We start from the raw sequence: 18,563 nt of genomic DNA, 5'->3' as shown, positions 1-18,563 counted from the left end.
TGTCAGCCTCCTACGCTCCAACGGGCGAATGCACCCCAGAACCAGTCGAACTTCGCCGCAAAGGCCACGAAGACCACCCACACCAGGCTGAACGGCAGGAACACTTTCCAGCCCAGCCGCATCAGCTGGTCATAGCGGTAGCGGGGCGTGATCGCCTTGACCATCGCGAAGAGGAAGAAGAAGAACGCCATCTTGGCGACCATCCACAGCACTCCATCGGGCAGGCCGGGGATCGGCGACAGCCAGCCGCCGAAGAACAACAGCGTGGTCAGCGCGCACATCAGGAAGATGGCGATGTATTCGCCCGCCATGAACAGCAGGAAGGGCGTTGCCGAGTATTCGACCTGATAGCCTGCGACCAGTTCCGATTCCGCTTCCGGAAGGTCGAACGGCGGGCGGTTGGTCTCGGCCAGGGCCGAGATGAAGAACAGGAAGACCATCGGGAAATGCGGCAGCCAGTACCAGCTGAAGAACCCGAACGAGCCATCCTGCGCCCGCACGATGTCACCAAAATTCATCGACCCGGTCGAAATGATCACCCCGATGATGATCAGGCCGATCGAAACCTCATACGAAATCATCTGCGCGGCCGAGCGCAACGAGCCCAGGAACGGGTATTTCGAGTTCGACGCCCATCCGCCCATGATCACGCCGTACACCTCGAGCGAGGACACCGCGAACACATAGAGGATAGCCACGTTGATGTCGGACAGGACCCAGCCGTCATTGAACGGAATGACCGCCCAGGCGATCATGGCCAGGACGAACGACGTCAGCGGCGCCAGGATGAACACAGTCCTGTCCGCGCCGGCAGGGATCACCACCTCTTTGACGACGTATTTCAGCGCGTCCGCCACCGATTGCAGCAGGCCGTAAACGCCAACCACGTTGGGGCCGCGACGCATCTGGACCGCGGCCCAGATCTTGCGGTCGCCATAGACCAGAAACAGCAGCGAGATCATCACGAAGGCCACGACGGCCAGCACCTGCGCCAATATGATCAGGGCTATTCCGCCTGGGGTGTCAAAGAATTCAGCCATTGGTCCTCACGCCGTGGGTATTCCGTTTTCCGCCGCCCTCGCGAGGCCCGACCGGCCGGTCGGAGACTCGCGTCGCCTGCGATTGGTTTGGCGAGTTGGTGTAAACAGCATCCGCTGCCTGCACGCCACCTTTTTCCTTCATTTCATTCGGCAAAACACACGACCACTCCCCTCGTATCTCCTCTGGGAAAAACGAGCTCGGGCTTCCGCCCGCTTTGCGGTTTATGGTCGTCGCAAGCCTCATTCCGCGGCAATCTTTTGGTCACCGCGCGCCTTGGCCAGCGCCGAAAGCTCGGCCATCAACTGCGAGGCTCTTGCAATCGGGTTGGTCAGATAGAAATCCTTGATCACGGTCCGGAAATCGGCCTGCCCCAAAGGTCCGGCCTCGATTGCCTGTTCTTCGTTCTCGGGCACTTGGTCGATCGCGGCCAGATGCGGCACTGCTTCGATCAGCTTTTGCCGCAGCTGGGCCAACGTGTCATAAGGAAGTTTCTCGCCCAACTCCGCCGAAAGCGCCCGCAGGATCGCCCAGTTTTCCTTGGCTTCGCCCGGCGCAAATCCGGCCCGCATCGCCAATTGAGGGCGACCCTCAGTGTTGACGAAGAGACCGTTTTCCTCGGTATAGGCCGCACTTGGCAGGATGACGTCGGCGCGATGTGCACCGCGGTCACCGTGGCTGCCCTGATAGATGACGAACGGCCCCGCATCGATATCGACCTCGTCCGCGCCCAGGTTGAAGATCACCTCGGCGCCGCCGATTGCAGCCTCAAGGCCACCCTCCGTCGACGCACCCACATCCATCGCACCAACGCGGGCCGCTGCAGTGTGCAGAACAAGCATCCGACCCGACAGCGCGCGCGCGGCGGCCAAAACGGCCAGACCGTCTGCCTCGGACACGGCGCCCTGTCCGACGATCACAACGGCTTCGCTGCTTGCCTTGGCCTTGGCCAGCGCATCGCGGTCGGTGCCGAGGTGCTCGTAGTCATAAGTCAGATCAACGGCCGGGCCGATCAATTTGACATCGGCGCCCGCCAGCCACGCCTTGCGGATGCGCGCATTCAGCACCGGAGCCTCGTCCCGCGGGTTGGTGCCGATCAGGATGATCTCTTTAGCCGTGTCGATCTCCTCGATCGTCACATTGCCGACATAGCCCGAACGGTTGCCGATAGGCAGGCGGGCATTGTCGATTCGGCATTCGACCTTGCCACCCAGCACCTCGATCATCTGCTTCAACGCAAAGGCGGCTTCGACAGGAACCAGATCGCCGATCAGACCTGCAACCTTTTTGCCCTTCATCGCCGCTGCGGCGGTGGCCAAAGCCTCGGGCCAGCTGGCGGCGCGCAGGCGACCGTTTTCGCGGATATAGGGCGTGTCCAGACGTTGACGGCGCAAACCGTCCCAGACAAAACGCGTCTTGTCCGAGATCCACTCTTCGTTCACGCCATCATGGTTGCGCGGCAGAATGCGCATCACTTCGCGGCCCTTGGTATCGACACGAATGTTCGATCCCAGCGCATCCATTACGTCGATGGTTTCGGTCTTGGTCAGTTCCCACGGGCGTGCGGTAAAGGCATAAGGCTTGGAAGTCAGCGCCCCCACCGGGCACAAGTCAATGATGTTGCCCTGCAGGTTCGAATCCAGCGTCTGGTTTAGGTACGAGGTAATTTCCGCATCCTCGCCCCGGCCCGTCTGGCCCATCTGGTCGATACCCGCGATCTCGGTCGTGAAACGCACACAGCGGGTGCAGCTGATGCAGCGGGTCATGGCCGTACCAACCAGCGGACCCAGATCCAGATCATCCACGGCCCGCTTGGATTCTTTGAACCGGCTGGCCGACATACCGTAGGCCATTGCCTGGTCCTGCAGATCGCATTCACCGCCCTGGTCACAGATCGGGCAATCCAACGGGTGGTTGATCAGCAGAAACTCCATGACGCCTTCCCGGGCCTTCTTGACCATGGGAGAGTTGGTCTTGACCACCGGCGGTTGACCTTCCGGCCCTGGGCGCAGATCGCGCACCTGCATTGCGCACGAGGCGGCGGGCTTGGGCGGCCCGCCCACGACCTCGACCAGGCACATGCGGCAGTTACCGGCAATCGACAGGCGCTCATGATAGCAGAACCGCGGCACCTCGACCCCGGCCTGCTCGCAGGCCTGGATCAGGGTCATCGCGCCATCGACTTCGATTTCCTTGTCGTCGATTACGATCTTGCGGAGGTCAGACATGGTCTAGTTCGCCCTCAAATACACGCCAATGGCGCTGTTTCGTTCGATTTCCTTGCGCCCCAGGGCACAGAATGTTTCAGCTTTTCCGTAGCTCACGCCGTTCTGCGCGAGGTATTTTTCGCCTTTGGCCCGCATCCGCGCCTTTTCGGAATCCGACTCGACATAGGCCCGGATCTCTCCGTCCGAATAACCCAGGCTGTTGGCCTTGGACCGCAGGCTCCACATCACACCGATTGCCTTCATACGCCGCCCACTGATCGACGGGCAGTATTCCGAGATCTCATTTGCGATGGCGATGTAGTAGAGCTCGTTGTCGATTTCCTTGACTTCGCGCAAGGGCGGTTTGGCGTTCGCTGAGACGGGCAACGCCATCGCACAGGCAAATGCGGCAAGTTTCACAAGTTTCATGACATATCCTTTCGTCTTGGGTTCCCCAAGACGTTCCGCGACACGGCTGTTATGCAATAACGACCGTCCGATCAGCGCAGGATATGCAATAGCGAAGCTCATGGTCGTTGACAGGCTCCGGCAAATGTCAGGCTGTCATTTTCGACGCGCAGGTTCTGCGGTTCGGTGTCAGGACCAACCTTCCACGCAATGCGGGAGGAACCGAAATTCTGAATGCAGAACCGGGTGCCCTCGTACCGACCAGCCTCGCGCGCGCCGTCCAGCGAAGCCGACACGCCTTTGATCGTCACGGTGAAATCCGCAGGCGACCGTTTCTTGTCGACCGGCTTTGCCTTGGCCCGAAACGACTTGCCGTCAAACAGGATCCGGTCGCTGGTTGGCGCTGTCCCGCAGGCCGAAAGCAGCGTCAGCAGAACAAGGACACCGACAGCCGGGCGACGCAGGTTCGCGGTGATATCAACAAGTGTGACGGCCATCAGAACGCAGCCACCAATGCAAGGATCCCAAGCACAAACATGCAGGCCCAAGCCACCACATACAGGACTGAACGAATACCGCTATGCGGTTTGCCGACACCCTGAATGTGTACGACAAGCATCACCAGTCGCGCGACCAAGGCAATCGCGGCCAGCCAGTTCACCCAGAACGGGCTGGCGCCCAACAGAATGGCAGCCACAGTAACGGTCAGAAACGCGGGCAAAGTCTCGGTGCCGTTCAGATAGGCACGGTTCAGGCGATAGGCCTTGTCGGCATAGTCCTGGTCGGGGGTCGCGCCGGGAGCCAGCCCTTTGCCCTGTTTCGCCAGTGCCGAAAACGGCGACAGGAACAAAACGACCAGTGTGAAAATCACCAAAGACGCAATCGCGTGGGAATACTCTGCATAGGCTTCCATCGTTGTCACTCCGCCGCCATCGCACCCATACGGCCCGATTTCTGAGCCTTGATGCGGTCTTCGATTTCTTCGCGGAAGTTGCGGATCAGGCCCTGGATCGGCCATGCGGCCGCGTCACCCAGCGCACAGATCGTATGGCCTTCGACCTGCTTGGTCACCTCGAACAGCATGTCGATCTCTTCCAGTTCGGCCTCGCCGCGCACAAGGCGATCCATCACGCGCATCATCCAGCCCGTGCCTTCGCGGCAGGGCGTGCACTGGCCGCAGCTTTCGTGCTTGTAGAATTTCGACAGGCGCCAGATGGCCTTGATGATGTCGGTGGACTTGTCCATCACGATCACCGCCGCCGTGCCAAGCCCCGAGCCCAGGTCGTTGCGCAGATAGTCGAAATCCATGATCGCGTCGCGCATGTTCTCGCCGCGCACGCAAGGCACGGACGATCCACCGGGGATCACGGCCAACAGGTTGTCCCACCCGCCGCGGATGCCACCGCAATGGGTCTCGATCAATTCTTCAAAGCTGATCGACATCGCCTCTTCGACCACACAGGGGGTATTGACGTGACCCGAGACGGCAAACAGCTTGGTGCCCGCGTTGTTCTGGCGACCGAAACCGGCGAACCAGTCGGCACCGCGGCGCAGGATCGTGGGCACGACGGCGATGGATTCCACGTTGTTCACCGTGGTCGGGCAGCCATACAAACCCGCCCCCGCCGGGAACGGCGGCTTCATGCGCGGCATGCCCTTCTTACCTTCGAGGCTTTCGATCAGGGCGGTTTCCTCACCACAGATGTAGGCGCCTGCCCCGTGATGCAGGAACAGGTCGAAATCCCATCCTGATCCAGCGGCATTCTTGCCCAGAAGGCCCGCGTCATAGGCTTCGTCAATTGCAGCCTGCAGTGCCTCGCGCTCACGAATGTACTCGCCGCGCAGGTAGATGTAGCAGGTGTGCGCATTCATCGCGAAAGACGCAATCAGGCAGCCTTCGATCAGCGTGTGCGGATCGTGGCGCATGATCTCGCGGTCCTTGCAGGTGCCCGGTTCGGATTCGTCGGCGTTGACCACCAGATAGGACGGGCGGCCATCGCTTTCCTTCGGCATGAACGACCATTTCAGGCCGGTCGGGAAGCCCGCACCGCCGCGCCCGCGCAACCCTGAGTCTTTCATCGTCTGGATGATCCAGTCGCGACCCTTCTCCATCAGGCCAGCAGTGCCGTCCCAATGCCCCCGGGCCTGAGCGCCCTTCAAGGTGCGCTCGTGCATCCCGTAGATGTTGGTAAAGATCCGGTCCTGATCCTTCAGCATCGCGTGTTACCTTCAGCTGTCCTGACGCATGCGCCAGAGTTGAAATATGTTGACGCCCGCATAGATGAACGCCGCGATCGCGGCGAAATCAAACAGCAGCGCAAAGCGTCCCGGCAGCTCCAGCGCCGGGCCGATGAACAGGGTCATGGCAAGCCACAACAGCATGGTCACCGCGATGACCACGCCGATATGTCGGCCCTTGCGGGCGATGGCCTGTTCCTTGTCCTTGTCCATCACACTCCGATGCCCGTATCGGGCACCGTCTCTCAGTCTTCGTAGGTGCCGTCTTGCTTGGCACGTTTGGCAAATTCGGTTTCCTCGCCAGCAGCCAGCTTGGCCGCCTGCTCGATCCAACCGTCGCGTTCGATCCGGCCCTTGAACTTCAGCCGGGCATCAACCCAGGCCACATGTTCTGGCGTCCAAGCTGCGATCTGATCGAAGTGGTAGAACCCGAGCTCGTTCAGCGTCTGCTCGAGCTTCGGCCCCACACCTTTCAGCAGCTTGAGGTCGTCGGGCTTACCGCCGCGCGCACCGCTCAGCGTTTCGGGCTGAGCCTCAGTCGCTTCTGGCTTGGCCGCGGCGCCCTCGGGCGAAGATGGCTCCGCCTTGGCGGATTTCTTGGGCGCGGCCTGACGGGCGGCTGGTTTGCCCTGCTCTGGCACCTTCGGCGGCTTGGGTGCGGCTTTCGCTCCGGCGGCTTTGCCATCCTTGCCCAACCATGGCGTTAGTATCGGAACCTCGGTTCCGTCGATGCGCTTGACGGTATCGCCCAATTCCGTGGCCAGTTGTACACTGGCATTGTGCTTTGCCTTGCTACCTTGATAATCCTTCAGGCTGGTCACCCCGCCCAGAGGCTCGGCCGCAAAGCGACCATTCTGGGGACCGGGCACCGGAACCTTGCCAGCGGCCAGTTCATCAATGATCCGACCAAAACTCTCGGCGGTCAGGTCCTCGTAATAGTCTTTACCGATCTGTGCCATCGGCGCGTTGGTGCAGGAACCCAGGCATTCAACCTCTTCCCAGCTCAGCTTGCCGTCCGCCGACAGTTGGTGCGGCTTGGGCGCGATCTTTTCGCGGCAAACAGCAATCAGATCCTCGGCCCCGCAGATCATGCAGGACGTGGTGCCACAGACCTGAATATGCGCGACGGACCCAACCGGTTGCAACTGGAACATGAAGTAGAAGGATGCAACTTCGAGCACCCGGATGTAGGACATGCCCAGCATCTCGGCCACATATTCAATCGCCGGACGGCTCAGCCAGCCCTCCTGCTCTTGCGCGCGCCACAGCAGCGGGATGACCGCGCTGGCCTGACGGCCCTCGGGGTATTTGGTGATCTGCGCTTCGGCCCATTGCTGGTTGGCAGCGGTGAAGGCAAAGCTTTCGGGTTGTTCGGGATGAAGACGGCGGAGCATTAGCGGTCAATCTCTCCAAATACGACGTCCATGGTGCCAATGATGGCGGCGACGTCGGCCAGTTGGTGGCCCTTGGCGACGTGGTCCATAGCCTGCAGGTGCAGGAAACCGGGCGCACGCAGCTTGGCGCGGTACGGCTTGTTGGTGCCGTCGGCGACCAGATAGACGCCGAACTCGCCCTTGGGGGCCTCGACGGCGGCATAGACTTCGCCTGCGGGGACGTGGAAGCCTTCGGTATACAGCTTGAAGTGATGGATCAGGCTCTCCATCGAGGTCTTCATGTCCGAGCGTTTCGGCGGGGTGATCTTGCCGCGGGCCAGAATGTCGCCCGGGCAGTCGCGCAGCTTGGCGATGGCCTGACGGATGATCGACACCGACTGGCGCATTTCTTCCATCCGCACCAGGTAACGGTCATAGCAGTCACCGTTCTTGCCGACGGGGATCTGGAATTCGAACTCGTCATAGCATTCATAGGGTTGCGCGCGCCGCAGGTCCCAGGCCAAGCCCGATCCGCGCACCATCACGCCCGAGAAGCCGTATTGCTGGATATCCTCCTCGGTCACCACGCCGATGTCGCAATTGCGCTGTTTGAATATGCGGTTTTCGGTCAGCAGTCCGTCAATGTCGTCCAGAACGGCAGGGAACTCGTGGCTCCAGGTCTCGATGTCGTCCAGCAGCTCGGGAGGCAGGTCCTGATGCACACCACCGGGGCGGAAATAGGCCGCGTGCAGGCGCGCACCGCAGGCACGCTCGTAGAACACCATCAGCTTTTCACGCTCTTCAAAGCCCCACAGCGGCGGGGTCAGCGCGCCCACGTCCATCGCCTGCGTGGTCACGTTGAGCAGATGGTTCAAAACGCGCCCAATCTCGGAATACAGGACCCGGATCAACGAGGCCCTGCGCGGAACTTCGACGCCGGTCAGCTTTTCGATGGCCAGGCACCAGGCATGTTCCTGGTTCATCGGCGCCACATAGTCCAAACGGTCGAAATACGGCAGGTTCTGCAGATACGTCCGGCTTTCCATCAGCTTTTCGGTACCGCGGTGCAGCAGGCCGATATGCGGGTCGCAACGCTCGACGATCTCGCCGTCCAGCTCAAGCACAAGACGCAAAACTCCATGCGCCGCAGGGTGCTGCGGGCCGAAGTTGATGTTGAAGTTGCGGATCTTCTGTTCTCCGCTCAGCGCGTCCGTGCTGCCGTCATCGTATCTTGAGCCGTCCATCAACGCCCTCGTTTCTTTTTCGCTTCGGCCCGAACCCGGACCTTTTCCGCCTCAAGCGCTTTGGCTGCGGCCCCCGCCAGCAGGACCCCCAGCGCACCCAACGCAATCAGTTCCCCCAGCAGCATGACCATCTCAGCGGCGCTCCAGTTCCTGCAGTTTCAACCCGACCCACCACAGCAACGCGATCGTGCCGAATGGGACCAGGCAGAGAAGGCACCAGTATTTGTTGATCCCGAAAAACGGCAAAATCTTCACCATCGGAATGATGGTCAGTGCAGAAAGGATCAGCCACCAGATGCCACCCATTGTCAGGTCTCCTGTTTTTCATCCCCCGGCAGAACATAGTTCGCACCTTCCCACGGGCTCATGAAATCAAACTGGCGATACTCCTGAACCAGCGAGACCGGTTCGTACACGACCCGTTTCTGCGCTTCGTCGTAGCGGACTTCGATATACCCGGTAGTCGGAAAATCCTTGCGCAGCGGATAGCCGCGGAAGCCATAGTCGGTCAGGATGCGACGCAGGTCCGGGTGGCCCGAGAACAGGATGCCGAACATGTCGAACACTTCACGCTCGAACCAGTTGGCCGAGGGGTGCACATCGACGATCGACGGAACCATGTCTTCCTCGCGCACGGAGATCCGGATACGGATACGCTGGTTCTGGTACATCGAAAGAAAGTGGTAAACCACGTCGAACCGTTTGGCACGTTCGGGGTAATCAACCCCGGTGATGTCGACCAAGGTCGAAAACTTGCAGTTCTGATCCGTTTTCAGAAACTCGACAAACTCCACCAGGCTCGAGGGCGCAACATCAACCGTCAGCTCGTCATGGGCTACGCTCCATGACAGAACACAGTCCGTGCGCTTCAGCTCGATATGCGTGCCGAGTTCCTTGAGTGCTTCGCTCATCTCGGTCCCTCCTCAGCGGACGATGGTGCCGGTGCGGCGGATCTTGCGCTGCAGCTGCAGCAGACCGTACAGCAGCGCCTCGGCCGTCGGCGGGCAGCCGGGCACATAGATGTCCACCGGAACGATGCGGTCGCAACCACGCACGACGGAATAGGAATAGTGGTAATAGCCACCACCATTGGCGCAGGATCCCATCGAGATCACATAGCGCGGCTCGGGCATCTGGTCATAGACCTTGCGCAGCGCCGGGGCCATCTTGTTGGTCAGCGTACCGGCCACGATCATCACGTCCGACTGGCGCGGGGATGCGCGCGGCGCGATGCCGAAGCGTTCGGCGTCGTAGCGCGGCATCGAAGTGTGCATCATCTCGACCGCGCAGCAGGCCAGACCAAAGGTCATCCAATGCAGCGAGCCGGTGCGCGCCCAGTTGATGATGTCCTCGGACGAGGTCAGCAGGAACCCTTTGTCCTGCAGCTCGGCGTTCAGGGCCTGAGTGGCGACTTCCTGGTCGACGCCCGCGGTGTTTGCACCCGTCATCACTCCCATTCCAGGGCCCCCTTCTTCCATTCATAGGCAAAGCCGATGGTCAGTACACCCAGGAACACCATCATCGACCAGAAGCCGACATCGCTGATGTCCTTGAAGCCCACGGCCCAGGGAAACAGGAACGCAATCTCGAGGTCGAAGATGATGAACAGGATCGACACCAGATAGAATCGGACATCGAACTTCATCCGCGCATCGTCGAACGCGTTGAACCCGCATTCATAGGCGCTGACCTTTTCGGGGTCGGGATTGCGGACTGCCAGAACGACGGCGGCCAGAATCAGGACGATTCCAAGGCCCACGGCGACGGCCAGAAACACCAGGATCGGGAGATACTCCCGCAACAGCTCTTCCACGAGTGGCTCCTTTCCTGCGCATCCCGAACGAGACGCGCCGTCAATTGGCGTGTTGACTGGACATTCTCTATCCGCGCGGGGTCAGAGGGTCAACCGAGCAGAAGCGCGCATGGCACCGAATATTCGGCTTGCCAACGCCCAGCGCTGCACTAGGCGCAAGCCCTTGGCTTCAAATGGTCGCGGGCGGTCAAACCTTACTATTCCATGAAGGTTTTCGCTTGTCGAAGAAAGCGCTGATTCCCTCATTCGCCTCGTCCGTTTCCCATCGGTCGACCAGCGCCCGGATCGTGTGGTCGATCACCGCGTCGTCGATGCGCGGCCCGAGGTCCCGAACCAACGCCTTGGCCGAGGCCACGGCGCCCGGCGCACAGGACAGATAGGACTGCACTTCGGCTTCTATCGCGGCATCCAACTCATCCGCCGGAACGGCCCGCGCCAACAGGCCAAGATCCACCGCCTCGGCCGCGTCGAACAGACGGGCCGACATGAACACGCGCCGCGCGCGGGCCTCGCCCATGCGGGCGATGACATAGGGGCCGATGGTGGCCGGGATCAGCCCTAGCCGGGTTTCGGTCAGCCCCATCTTCAGGCTGTCCACGCCGACGGCCACGTCGCAGACCGAGGCCATGCCCACACCGCCGCCAAAGGCGTTGCCCTGCAGCGCCCCGATCAAAGGTTTGGGCAGGGTGTTTAGGGCGTTCAGCATCTCGGCCAGCTTGCGTGCCTCGACAAAGCGGGTCTCGGGATCGGCGGCCATTTGGGCCTGCATCCAGCCCAGGTCACCCCCGGCGCAGAAGCTCTTGCCCGCGCCGGTCAGAACTACGACACGCACGTCGTTGGTTTCCCCCAGTTGCGCGGCGGCCCGGGTCAGTTCGGCGATCATCTGCGCCGACATCGCGTTGTGTTTTTCCGGCCGGTTCAGCGTCAGCGTGGCAACGCCGCGCAAATCGGTGGAGATCGAGATGGTCTCAAACATGTCAGCCTCTTATCCCGCCCGCATCGCGCGGGCCATTTCCGCCGCTTGGTTCAGCACGGCAACGTCCAGCCCGGTATCATAGCCCAGCCGTTCGAGATGCGCGGCAACGGCTTCGGTGGCCACATTCCCGGCCGCGCCAGGCGCGTAGGGGCAGCCGCCCAATCCGCCCACGGCTGCGTCGAACACCCGGACGCCCAGCGCAAGAGACGCGTCGATATTGTCGATCGCCCGCCCGTTGGTGTCGTGGAAATGCCCGGCCAGACGGGTCGCGGGCACGTATTCACGCACCGCCAGCAGCATGCGTGCGATGCTGTCGGGTGTCCCCTGCCCGATCGTGTCGCCCAGCGAGATCTCGTAACAGCCGTGCGAGAACAGCAGGTCGGCCACCTCGGCCACTTTGGCGGGCGGCGTCGGCCCGTCATAGGGGCAATCGGTCACGCAAGAGACGTATCCCCGCACCGGCAGGTCGATATGACGCGCCGCCTCGAGGATCGGGACGAAACGCTCGATGGATTCGGCGATGGTCGCGTTGATGTTGGCCTTGGAAAACCCCTCCGACGCCGAGGCAAACACCGCGATCTCATCCGCCCCGGCGGCCAGCGCGTCCTCATAGCCACGGATGTTCGGGGTCAGCGCGGCATAGCGCACGCCGGGGGCGCGGGTGATCCCGGCCAGCACCTCGGCGCTGCCGGCCATCTGCGGCACCCATTTGGGCGATACGAAACTGGCCACCTCGATCCGGCTGAACCCCGCCCGGCTGAGGCAGTCGACCAGCGCGATCTTCTCGGAAACCGGGATTTCACGCTTTTCGTTCTGCAGCCCGTCGCGCGGCCCCACTTCGAAAATCTCGACACGTTCCGCCATGGCGGTGCCCTCCCGTACAGTCCCGGCCCGCCCCGTTCAGGGCGGGCGTTCAGGGTTTCAGTCGTCTTCCAGCCGGACCAGCGCCGCACCGGCCTCGACCTGCGATCCGGCCTCGGCCAGAACCTCGGCCACGACACCGTCGCGGGCGGCCAGCAGCGAATGCTCCATTTTCATGGCCTCGAGGATGGCCAGCCGGTCGCCTTCCTTCACCGCCTGCCCCGGCGCGGCAAATACCGCCTTGACCAGCCCGGGCATCGGCGCTTCGACCACGTTGGTGTCACCGGCGGCGCTGACGTCGCGGTCCAGCGGGTCCAGCACCTCGAGGCTCACGCCATAGGCGTCGAATACGGTGACATCATGGCCCGCAATCGCAACCGGAGGCATCGGCTGGCCGTCGATGATCCAGCGGCCGTTGACCCGTTCGGCGATCACGCTGGCCCCGCCAACCTGCCAGTCCTGCCGGTCCGGCCCTGCGACCTGGATGTCCAGATCCAGAACCTCGCCGTCGCGCTTCAGCTGAAGCGCCCGATGCAGCGGGGCCCAGAGGGTAAACCCGGTGTCCTCGGCGGGTTTGTCCAGTCCGGTCGCGGCCATCGCCGCCGCGACGGTCATGGCCGGGGTGACGGCGGGTTCGCGCACCAGATCGTCCAGATCGCGGCCGATCAACCCGGTGTCCACATCGCCCGCCGCAAACCCGGCGTGCCGGGTCAGTGCGCCGAGGAAAGACAGGTTGGTGACGGTTCCCGCCACCTGCGTCCGGCGCAGCGCGCGGTGCAGTTTTTCCAGCGCCACCGCGCGGGTCGGGCCGTGCGCGATCACCTTGGCGATCATCGGGTCATACCATGGGCTGATCGTGTCGCCCGCCCGCACGCCGCTGTCGGCGCGGCAGCCGTGCGGAAACTCCAGATGGGTCAGGGTGCCCGTCGCGGGCAGGAACCCTTTGGGCACGTCCTCGGCATAGAGCCGGGCCTCGAAGGCATGGCCGTTGATCGACAGCTCTGCCTGCCGCTTGGGCAGGCTTTCCCCGGCCGCAACCCGCAACTGCCATTCGACCAGGTCGATGCCGGTTATGGCCTCGGTCACCGGGTGTTCGACCTGCAGGCGGGTGTTCATCTCCATGAACCAGAACCGGTCGGGGCGCAGACCGTCCGAGGCATCGACGATGAACTCCACGGTGCCCGCGCCCTTGTAGCCGATGGCCTCGGCCGCGCGCACGCCCGCCTGGCCCATCGCTTCGCGCATTTCGGGTGTCATTCCGGGCGCCGGGGCTTCTTCGATCACCTTCTGATGGCGGCGCTGCAGCGAGCAGTCGCGTTCGAACAGATGCACGGCATGGGTGCCGTCACCAAAGACCTGAACCTCGATATGGCGGGGCTTGGCCACGAATTTCTCGACCAGAACGGCATCATTGCCAAAGGCGGTCTTGGCCTCGCCCCGGGCGCTGTCCAGGGCGGCCGCAAAATCCGCCGGCCTCTCGACCAGCCGCATCCCTTTGCCGCCACCGCCGGCCACCGCCTTGATCAGAACCGGGTAGCCGATGGTGTCGCCCGCGCCGGCCAGATGCTCGGGGTCCTGGTTGTCGCCGTGATAACCGGGCACGACCGGGACGCCGGCCTGCTCCATCAGCGCCTTGGCCGCATCCTTCAGGCCCATCTTGCGGATCGCATCCGCCGAGGGGCCGATGAAGGTCAGGCCCGCGGCCTGCACCGCATCGACGAAATCGGGGTTCTCGGACAGAAACCCATAGCCCGGATGGATCGCCTGCGCGCCGGTATCCAGCGCGGCCTGAATGATCACGTCGCCTTTCAGATAGCTGTCGGCCGGAGCCGCCCCGCCGATATGCACGGCCTCATCCGCCATCTGGACATGTTTGGCGGCCGCGTCCGCATCCGAGTACACGGCAACGCAGGCCACGCCCATCTTGTGCGCCGTTTCGATGACCCGGCAAGCAATCTCGCCCCGGTTGGCGATCAGGATCTTGTCAAACATGGCCGTTACCCTTTCCCTGCCAGATCTTCCACAAGGCGAAACCGTTCGCAGACCAACTCCATCTTCGGGTCAAAGCCGCCGTTTCTTTCGAAATATCTGCGATGATCCTCGCGCCAGCCTTCCAGGCTGTCGTTTTCGCCCTCGGCCAGGGCAAATGCCTCGTCCACATCGCAATAGCGCCGAACCGTCACATCGACCGTTTCGATGACCAGCGCGGGCCGTCCGTCCCAGTCCAACGCGATGTCGCGGCGGCCTGCCTGCGGCATCGCCTCGCCACCCGTCGCAAAGTCACGCAACGCGCCACATGTCGCTGTCTTGCGCCCCGAGCGGACCAGAGCCAGCAACTCGTCGCACAATGCGCGGTTGTCGCCGAACTGAAAGGTCTCGGCCCCCGGATATCTTTCTTTCAAGCTTTCCAGCATCGAACCGCCCCTTCTACATCCGGAACACGCCAAAGCGCGTGTCCTCAATCGGGGCGTTCAACGCGGCGCTCAGCGACAGGGCCAGCACATCGCGGCTTTTACGCGGGTCGATGATGCCGTCATCCCATAGCCGGGCAGAGGCATAAAGCGGGTGCGACTGTTCCTCGAACATTTCCAGCGTCGGGCGTTTGAATTCGGCCTCTTCTTCGGCGGACCATGTGCCGCCCTGCCGTTCGATCCCGTCGCGTTTGACCGTTGCCAAAACACCGGCCGCCTGCTCGCCACCCATGACCGAGATACGGCTGTTTGGCCACGTCCACAGGAAGCGGGGCTGATAGGCGCGGCCCGCCATGCCATAGTTCCCGGCCCCGAAAGAGCCGCCCACCAGCATGGTAATCTTGGGCACGCTGGTGGTGGCCACGGCAGTCACCATCTTGGCGCCATGGCGCGCGATGCCTTCGTTCTCGTACTTGCGGCCCACCATGAAGCCGGTGATGTTCTGCAGGAAGACCAGCGGGATCTTGCGCTGGCTGCACAGTTCGACGAAATGCGCGCCCTTCTGCGCGGCCTCGGAGAACAGCACGCCATTGTTGGCGATGATGCCGATGGGGCAGCCTTTGACATGGGCAAAGCCGGTCACCAACGTTTCACCGAACCGAGGCTTGAACTCGTCAAAGCGCGATCCATCGACCAAGCGCGCGATCACCTCGCGGATGTCGTATGGGGTTCGCAGATCGGCCGGAACGACGCCCAGAATTTCCTCGGGGTCACAGGCCGGGTCTTCGGAGCTGGCCCAATCCACCGTCTGCGGCTTGTGCCGGTTCAGCGAACCAACGGCCCGGCGGGCCAGCGCCAGCGCGTGGGCATCATCCTCGGCCAGATAATCGGCCACACCCGACAGGCGCGTGTGCACGTCGCCGCCGCCCAAGTCTTCGGCGCTGACGACCTCGCCCGTCGCCGCCTTGACCAGTGGCGGACCAGCCAGAAAGATCGTGCCCTGTTCCTTGACGATGATCGTCACGTCGGACATGGCCGGCACATAGGCGCCGCCCGCGGTGCACGAGCCCATGACCACGGCAATCTGCGGGATGCCCTTGGCGCTCATCCGTGCCTGGTTGTAGAAGATGCGGCCGAAATGGTCGCGGTCGGGAAAGACCTCGTCCTGGTTGGGCAGGTTCGCGCCGCCGCTATCCACCAGATAGATGCAAGGCAGATGATTTTCCTCGGCGATCTCCTGCGCGCGGAGGTGCTTTTTGACCGTCATCGGGTAGTAGGTGCCGCCCTTCACGGTGGCGTCGTTGCACACCACCATGACCTCTTGCCCCTGCACCCGACCGATGCCCGCGATGACACCGGCACAGGGGGCCGCGCCACCGTACATGCCTTGCGCCGCCGTCGCGCCGATTTCCAGAAACGGAGACCCCGGGTCCAGCAGGTTGGCCACCCGCCGCCGGGGCAGCATCTTGCCCCGCGACATATGGCGTTCGCGCGATTTCTCGCCCCCGCCCATGCGCGCGGCCTCGGCGGCCTCAGAGATCTGCGCCAGCGCCTCAAGGTGCGCGGCACGGTTTTGCTTGAAGCCATCGGACGAGGGCAAAGCGGAAGATCGCAGCTTCATCTGGTATACTCTCTCAGAAATTCGCGAACGGGGTTTTCGCTGACGCCAAAGCTCTGCATGATGCGCGCATAGCCCTGCGACACGTTGCTGGAACAGACGGTGTCCAGCTTCTTGATTTCCGGCTCTTCGAGGAAATCCTCAAGGTCCCACATCGGAACCATGAAATAGTATTCGAACGGCTGCATCTCGGCCGCCATTTCCATCGCCTCGACGGCCTGGTCCTGTTCACCCCGGCACAGATAGGCCAGCGACAGGTTACGATAGGCGCTCCCGAGGCTCTCATAGTCGTCGTCTGCCTCGTATTGGCTGACCGCAAGCTTGAGCCGCCCCACGACCTGACGGTCGAAATACCCGTCATCCGCCTGTGCCTCGGGCAGGAACATTGCGACATAGGCCAGCTTCTCGTCGTGCCAGCCGTCGGTCTGCATCTCGTTGCTGAAGACGCTGTGCAGCATCCGGATTTCCGGTTCGAATTTCAGGGTGCCGTCGGAATCGGCCACCGCATCCAGATAGTTGTCGTAGAACGCGATCCTGCGTTTGTCTTCAGCGTCCAGCCTCGCGACCCGATCGGCGATCTTGCGCAATTCCGAGATGGCCTCATCCGGGTAGCCGTATAAAACCAGAAGGTCGGCCAATTGCAGTTTTTCGATGACGGCGATCTTTTCTTCGACAGCCTTGTCGATCGTGTCGTGCATCCACGTTTCGAAATAGGTCTTTCCGGCCCACACAGCCCCGATGACCGCGATGACGGTCGCGCTGAACTCGATTCCGGTCCGGACGCTGGATTTATCTGCCATGGCATATCTCCTCGGACGCGCGACGTTTCAATTCCTTGCGAATGACTTTTCCCGTCACGGTCAAAGGCAAGTCTTGCACAAAAGCCACCTCACGCGGGTAGGAATAATGCGCCAGACGGTCCTTGACCCAATCCTGCAACTCGGCCTCCGAGGCCTCGGACCCCGGTTTCAACACCACATAGGCCTTCACGATCTCGGTCCGCAGCGGGTCGGGTTTGCCGACCACACCCACGGTGGCCACCGCCGGGTGGGTCAGCAGGCAATCCTCGATCTCGGCCGGGCCGATGCGATATCCGGCCGAGGTGATCACGTCATCCTCGCGGCCGACAAAGCGCAGATAGTCGCCCTCCCAAACGCCGCGGTCACCGGTGATCAGCCAATCGCCGCGAAACTTCTCGGCCGTGGCCTGCGGGTTGTTCCAGTATTCCAGCAGCATCGAGGCCGAGCCCCGCCGGATGGCCACGTCGCCCTCGGCGTCGGTCGGGTTGCCTGTGGCGTCGATCACCGCGACCTCGTGGCCCGGCACTGGCTTGCCGATACAGCCGGGGCGCGCGGGGAAATCCTCGGCACAGGAGGAGACCACCATGTTGCATTCGGTCTGGCCGTAGAATTCGTTGATCGTCAGGCCAAAGGCCCGCTCTCCCCACGCCAGCATTTCCGCGCCCAGCGGCTCGCCGCCCGAGGCCACGGACCGCAGACCGGGGATCGTCATGTCCGCGGCCTTCAGCATCCGCAGCGCCGTGGGGGGAAAGAACACGTTGCGCACGCCGCCGCGAGCGATCAAATCCGCGCAGGCCTCTGGGGTGAACTTGTCGAGCCGCGCGGCAACGACCGGGATGCCCAGCGTCAGCCCAGGCATCAGCACGTCGAACAACCCGCCGATCCAGGCCCAGTCGGCCGGCGTCCACAGGCAGTCGCCCGCGCGCAGATGGTTGTGGCTGATCGAAACGCCCGGCAGATGCCCGGTCAGCACCCGGTGCCCATGCAGCGCGCCTTTGGGTTTGCCCGTCGTGCCCGAGGTATAGATCAGCACCGCCGGATCCTCGGGGCCGGTGTCAGCACAATCCACGGCAGGCCCGTCCGCCCCAAGCTCGGACACGATCAGCGGCTGCGCCAGATCACCCAGCATACCGGCGCCCTCGCCGTCGGTCAGCACATACCTGGCGCCCGCATCGCCGATGCGCGAGGCAAAGGCATCGCGTTTGAACAGCTTGAACAACGGCACCGAGATTGCCCCGATCTTCCAGATGGCCAGATGCGCGGCCGCGCACCACGGCGACTGGCTGAGCAGCACGCCGACCCGATCGCCGGGTTGCACCCTGCCCAGCAACCCGCGCACCAGCCGGTCGGTCATACGTTCAAGTTCACCATAGGTGATCTCGGTCGTAGCCGCGGAAGACAGATCGAGGATCGCCACCTGCTCACTAGGCCGCGACAGGCACTGACGTGCCATGTTCAGCCTGGGCGGAATGTCCCAGCTGCCACCAGACCGCAAACCCGGTATGACCTCAGCGGGACGCATGGCGTTTTTCCCTTAAATTTAAGCGACTTGCCGCGCCAAATTGAATATCGAACA

Annotated in this window: 21 protein-coding genes; all 21 read right to left on the bottom strand. The window is 62.6% G+C overall.

The window, feature by feature from the left end:
• Positions 1-2 precede the first annotated feature (2 nt).
• Positions 3-1,040 (bottom strand): NADH-quinone oxidoreductase subunit NuoH, encoded by a 1,038-nt coding sequence (gene nuoH, locus ACR0MM_RS10250; protein WP_170340401.1) that lies wholly within the window; start codon positions 1,038-1,040, stop codon positions 3-5.
• 240 nt (positions 1,041-1,280) lie between these two features.
• Positions 1,281-3,266, bottom strand: coding sequence for an NADH-quinone oxidoreductase subunit NuoG (gene nuoG, locus ACR0MM_RS10245; protein WP_480695957.1), 1,986 nt, complete (start codon positions 3,264-3,266; stop codon positions 1,281-1,283).
• A gap of 3 nt (positions 3,267-3,269) precedes the next feature.
• On the bottom strand, positions 3,270-3,674 hold the full coding sequence (locus tag ACR0MM_RS10240; protein ID WP_480695955.1) for a DUF5333 domain-containing protein: 405 nt from the start codon (positions 3,672-3,674) through the stop codon (positions 3,270-3,272).
• 98 nt (positions 3,675-3,772) lie between these two features.
• Positions 3,773-4,150 (bottom strand): hypothetical protein, encoded by a 378-nt coding sequence (locus tag ACR0MM_RS10235; RefSeq protein WP_170341011.1) that lies wholly within the window; start codon positions 4,148-4,150, stop codon positions 3,773-3,775.
• The gene (locus ACR0MM_RS10230; protein ID WP_093964910.1) at positions 4,150-4,566 is read right to left on the bottom strand and encodes an MAPEG family protein; all 417 of its coding nucleotides are present in this window, start codon (positions 4,564-4,566) and stop codon (positions 4,150-4,152) included. Before ACR0MM_RS10230 ends, ACR0MM_RS10235 begins: the two co-directional genes overlap by 1 nt.
• A gap of 5 nt (positions 4,567-4,571) precedes the next feature.
• A complete protein-coding gene (gene nuoF / locus ACR0MM_RS10225) occupies positions 4,572-5,870 on the bottom strand; it encodes an NADH-quinone oxidoreductase subunit NuoF (protein WP_093964909.1) in 1,299 nt (432 codons plus the stop codon).
• A gap of 12 nt (positions 5,871-5,882) precedes the next feature.
• Positions 5,883-6,104, bottom strand: coding sequence for a DUF5337 domain-containing protein (locus tag ACR0MM_RS10220; protein ID WP_093964908.1), 222 nt, complete (start codon positions 6,102-6,104; stop codon positions 5,883-5,885).
• 32 nt (positions 6,105-6,136) lie between these two features.
• On the bottom strand, positions 6,137-7,285 hold the full coding sequence (locus tag ACR0MM_RS10215; RefSeq protein ID WP_170538211.1) for an NADH-quinone oxidoreductase subunit E: 1,149 nt from the start codon (positions 7,283-7,285) through the stop codon (positions 6,137-6,139).
• On the bottom strand, positions 7,285-8,508 hold the full coding sequence (locus ACR0MM_RS10210; protein ID WP_170340391.1) for an NADH-quinone oxidoreductase subunit D: 1,224 nt from the start codon (positions 8,506-8,508) through the stop codon (positions 7,285-7,287). The genes ACR0MM_RS10215 and ACR0MM_RS10210 overlap by 1 nt, the downstream gene beginning before the upstream one ends.
• Positions 8,508-8,633 carry a hypothetical protein gene (locus tag ACR0MM_RS10205; RefSeq protein ID WP_261391884.1) on the bottom strand — a complete coding sequence of 42 codons (126 nt, stop codon included), beginning with the start codon at positions 8,631-8,633 and terminating at the stop codon, positions 8,508-8,510. The genes ACR0MM_RS10210 and ACR0MM_RS10205 overlap by 1 nt, the downstream gene beginning before the upstream one ends.
• A 7-nt stretch (positions 8,634-8,640) precedes the next feature.
• Positions 8,641-8,814: a hypothetical protein gene (locus ACR0MM_RS10200; protein ID WP_010442775.1), complete on the bottom strand. Its 174-nt coding sequence runs from the start codon at positions 8,812-8,814 to the stop codon at positions 8,641-8,643.
• 2 nt (positions 8,815-8,816) lie between these two features.
• Entirely contained in the window at positions 8,817-9,419 is a 603-nt protein-coding gene (locus ACR0MM_RS10195; protein WP_170340389.1) for an NADH-quinone oxidoreductase subunit C, read from the bottom strand.
• Between the two features lie 12 nt (positions 9,420-9,431).
• On the bottom strand, positions 9,432-9,965 hold the full coding sequence (locus tag ACR0MM_RS10190; protein ID WP_170391058.1) for a NuoB/complex I 20 kDa subunit family protein: 534 nt from the start codon (positions 9,963-9,965) through the stop codon (positions 9,432-9,434).
• A complete protein-coding gene (locus ACR0MM_RS10185; RefSeq protein ID WP_093964903.1) occupies positions 9,956-10,321 on the bottom strand; it encodes an NADH-quinone oxidoreductase subunit A in 366 nt (121 codons plus the stop codon). Before ACR0MM_RS10185 ends, ACR0MM_RS10190 begins: the two co-directional genes overlap by 10 nt.
• Before the next feature lie 187 nt (positions 10,322-10,508).
• Positions 10,509-11,297, bottom strand: coding sequence for a crotonase/enoyl-CoA hydratase family protein (locus ACR0MM_RS10180; RefSeq protein ID WP_480695952.1), 789 nt, complete (start codon positions 11,295-11,297; stop codon positions 10,509-10,511).
• Positions 11,298-11,306: 9 nt separating this feature from the next.
• Complete coding sequence (locus ACR0MM_RS10175; RefSeq protein WP_093964901.1) at positions 11,307-12,161, bottom strand: hydroxymethylglutaryl-CoA lyase; 855 nt, start codon at positions 12,159-12,161, stop codon at positions 11,307-11,309.
• 57 nt (positions 12,162-12,218) lie between these two features.
• Positions 12,219-14,150 carry an acetyl/propionyl/methylcrotonyl-CoA carboxylase subunit alpha gene (locus ACR0MM_RS10170; RefSeq protein WP_480695949.1) on the bottom strand — a complete coding sequence of 644 codons (1,932 nt, stop codon included), beginning with the start codon at positions 14,148-14,150 and terminating at the stop codon, positions 12,219-12,221.
• Between the two features lie 5 nt (positions 14,151-14,155).
• The gene (locus ACR0MM_RS10165) at positions 14,156-14,572 is read right to left on the bottom strand and encodes an ASCH domain-containing protein (protein WP_170357337.1); all 417 of its coding nucleotides are present in this window, start codon (positions 14,570-14,572) and stop codon (positions 14,156-14,158) included.
• A 13-nt stretch (positions 14,573-14,585) separates the two neighbouring features.
• Positions 14,586-16,190, bottom strand: coding sequence for a carboxyl transferase domain-containing protein (locus ACR0MM_RS10160; RefSeq protein ID WP_480695947.1), 1,605 nt, complete (start codon positions 16,188-16,190; stop codon positions 14,586-14,588).
• The gene (locus ACR0MM_RS10155) at positions 16,187-16,987 is read right to left on the bottom strand and encodes a hypothetical protein (RefSeq protein ID WP_170340378.1); all 801 of its coding nucleotides are present in this window, start codon (positions 16,985-16,987) and stop codon (positions 16,187-16,189) included. The genes ACR0MM_RS10160 and ACR0MM_RS10155 overlap by 4 nt, the downstream gene beginning before the upstream one ends.
• Positions 16,977-18,509, bottom strand: coding sequence for an AMP-binding protein (locus ACR0MM_RS10150; protein ID WP_480695945.1), 1,533 nt, complete (start codon positions 18,507-18,509; stop codon positions 16,977-16,979). Before ACR0MM_RS10150 ends, ACR0MM_RS10155 begins: the two co-directional genes overlap by 11 nt.
• Positions 18,510-18,563 lie beyond the last annotated feature (54 nt).

This window comes from Ruegeria sp. BC6 (genome assembly GCF_056539185.1).
The sequence above is the reverse complement of the archived record's forward strand: the minus strand, read 5'-3'. Positions and strand labels throughout refer to the sequence as shown.

Bases quoted from the DNA above. Each gene is read 5' to 3' on its own strand.
- nuoH (WP_170340401.1), bottom strand. From the start codon at position 1,040: ATGGCTGAATTCTTTGACACCCCAGGCGGAATAGCCCTGATCATATTG.
- nuoG (WP_480695957.1), bottom strand. From the start codon at position 3,266: ATGTCTGACCTCCGCAAGATCGTAATCGACGACAAGGAAATCGAAGTC.
- ACR0MM_RS10240 (WP_480695955.1), bottom strand. From the start codon at position 3,674: ATGAAACTTGTGAAACTTGCCGCATTTGCCTGTGCGATGGCGTTGCCC.
- ACR0MM_RS10235 (WP_170341011.1), bottom strand. From the start codon at position 4,150: ATGGCCGTCACACTTGTTGATATCACCGCGAACCTGCGTCGCCCGGCT.
- ACR0MM_RS10230 (WP_093964910.1), bottom strand. From the start codon at position 4,566: ATGGAAGCCTATGCAGAGTATTCCCACGCGATTGCGTCTTTGGTGATT.
- nuoF (WP_093964909.1), bottom strand. From the start codon at position 5,870: ATGCTGAAGGATCAGGACCGGATCTTTACCAACATCTACGGGATGCAC.
- ACR0MM_RS10220 (WP_093964908.1), bottom strand. From the start codon at position 6,104: ATGGACAAGGACAAGGAACAGGCCATCGCCCGCAAGGGCCGACATATC.
- ACR0MM_RS10215 (WP_170538211.1), bottom strand. From the start codon at position 7,285: ATGCTCCGCCGTCTTCATCCCGAACAACCCGAAAGCTTTGCCTTCACC.
- ACR0MM_RS10210 (WP_170340391.1), bottom strand. From the start codon at position 8,508: ATGGACGGCTCAAGATACGATGACGGCAGCACGGACGCGCTGAGCGGA.
- ACR0MM_RS10205 (WP_261391884.1), bottom strand. From the start codon at position 8,633: ATGCTGCTGGGGGAACTGATTGCGTTGGGTGCGCTGGGGGTCCTGCTG.
- ACR0MM_RS10200 (WP_010442775.1), bottom strand. From the start codon at position 8,814: ATGGGTGGCATCTGGTGGCTGATCCTTTCTGCACTGACCATCATTCCG.
- ACR0MM_RS10195 (WP_170340389.1), bottom strand. From the start codon at position 9,419: ATGAGCGAAGCACTCAAGGAACTCGGCACGCATATCGAGCTGAAGCGC.
- ACR0MM_RS10190 (WP_170391058.1), bottom strand. From the start codon at position 9,965: ATGGGAGTGATGACGGGTGCAAACACCGCGGGCGTCGACCAGGAAGTC.
- ACR0MM_RS10180 (WP_480695952.1), bottom strand. From the start codon at position 11,297: ATGTTTGAGACCATCTCGATCTCCACCGATTTGCGCGGCGTTGCCACG.
- ACR0MM_RS10175 (WP_093964901.1), bottom strand. From the start codon at position 12,161: ATGGCGGAACGTGTCGAGATTTTCGAAGTGGGGCCGCGCGACGGGCTG.
- ACR0MM_RS10170 (WP_480695949.1), bottom strand. From the start codon at position 14,150: ATGTTTGACAAGATCCTGATCGCCAACCGGGGCGAGATTGCTTGCCGG.
- ACR0MM_RS10165 (WP_170357337.1), bottom strand. From the start codon at position 14,572: ATGCTGGAAAGCTTGAAAGAAAGATATCCGGGGGCCGAGACCTTTCAG.
- ACR0MM_RS10160 (WP_480695947.1), bottom strand. From the start codon at position 16,190: ATGAAGCTGCGATCTTCCGCTTTGCCCTCGTCCGATGGCTTCAAGCAA.
- ACR0MM_RS10155 (WP_170340378.1), bottom strand. From the start codon at position 16,987: ATGGCAGATAAATCCAGCGTCCGGACCGGAATCGAGTTCAGCGCGACC.
- ACR0MM_RS10150 (WP_480695945.1), bottom strand. From the start codon at position 18,509: ATGCGTCCCGCTGAGGTCATACCGGGTTTGCGGTCTGGTGGCAGCTGG.